The sequence below is a fragment of the Amedibacillus sp. YH-ame10 genome (assembly GCF_053848885.1).
This window is the reverse complement of the sequence record NZ_JBSPFA010000073.1, coordinates 1-1,127: the sequence shown is the minus strand read 5'-3', so window position 1 is coordinate 1,127 and position 1,127 is coordinate 1. Positions and strand designations below refer to the sequence as shown.

1 protein-coding gene is annotated in these 1,127 nt (G+C 29.9%); it reads left to right on the top strand.

Annotated features, from left to right (window positions below; all coding sequences use genetic code 11):
• Nucleotides 1-202 precede the first annotated feature (202 nt).
• Entirely contained in the window at nucleotides 203-1,024 is an 822-nt protein-coding gene (locus tag ACWG42_RS14935; RefSeq protein ID WP_455793360.1) for an ion transporter, read from the top strand.
• The last annotated feature ends 103 nt before the right edge of the window (nucleotides 1,025-1,127 follow it).

The following is a 1,127-nucleotide window of genomic DNA, read 5'->3' as shown; positions in this document are numbered from 1 at the left end:
CAGTTTTTCATAAGTAAACCTCCTTTAAAGTGTCACAAGGAAACACACCTATATCTTACACCTTTCATACTTATTGCAGTTAATTTATAAAAAACGGACTTCCAAATAAAAATTTAGGTATTATTTTCAATGAACTATTTCTTTGTTGTAATTATCTTATTTTAGTCTTACAATTAAATCATTCTAGTAGAGGTGATTATTTATGTATAACAAAATAAAAAATCGTGTATTTAATACAATAAGAGATGATGATGAAAATGATTTTATAAGTACAGTTTTTGACACTGTTATTATAACTTTAATTATTTTGAGTATTATCAGTGTTATTTTATCAACCTTTGATAATATTCCTGGTTATATTTCAACAATCATGCATATGTTTGAGTATATCTCTATTTCTATCTTTACAATCGAATATTTGCTACGTTTGTGGACATCTGATCTATATTATTCTTGTGGGCCTATAAAAAGTAGAATCAAATACATATTTTCATTTATGGCGATTATCGATCTAATTTCGATTTTGCCATTCTACATACCATTTATTATAAAGACCGACCTGAGATCATTACGTACGATACGTTTAGTACGAGTGTTTAGGATATTTAAGTTGCATAGATATACTGCAGTATTGAATAGTGTAATTGTTGTTTTCAAGAAAAAGAAAGAGCAGCTAATATCCTCCGTGTTTGTTGTATTTGTTTTGATGATAATATCATCAATATTTATGTATTACTGTGAACATGATGTGCAACCTGATAAATTCGAAAATGCATTCTCAGGATTATGGTGGGCTGTTGCTACGCTCACGACTGTAGGTTATGGTGATATTTATCCAATAACTGTTTTAGGTAAAATAATTAGTACCTTCCTTGCCTTGCTTGGAATTGGTCTTGTCGCGGTTCCTACTGGCATAATTTCTGCTGGGTTCAGTGAAGAGTTAATTGATTCCAAAGAAGATGAGTCAAAAAAAGATATTAACTATTGCCCGCATTGTGGTAAAAAAATAAAAAAGATGTCCTGAAGGACATTCCGAAAGATTAAATTTCGCCTGTAGATATAGTATACTATCTATAGGTGATTTTTTTGATTAAAGACTCTTCTGTTTTCGCTAAAAAAGAACTTGC

Excerpts from the sequence above, each read along its gene's own strand:
- ACWG42_RS14935 (WP_455793360.1), top strand. The coding sequence starts at position 203 with ATGTATAACAAAATAAAAAATCGTGTATTTAATACAATAAGAGATGAT.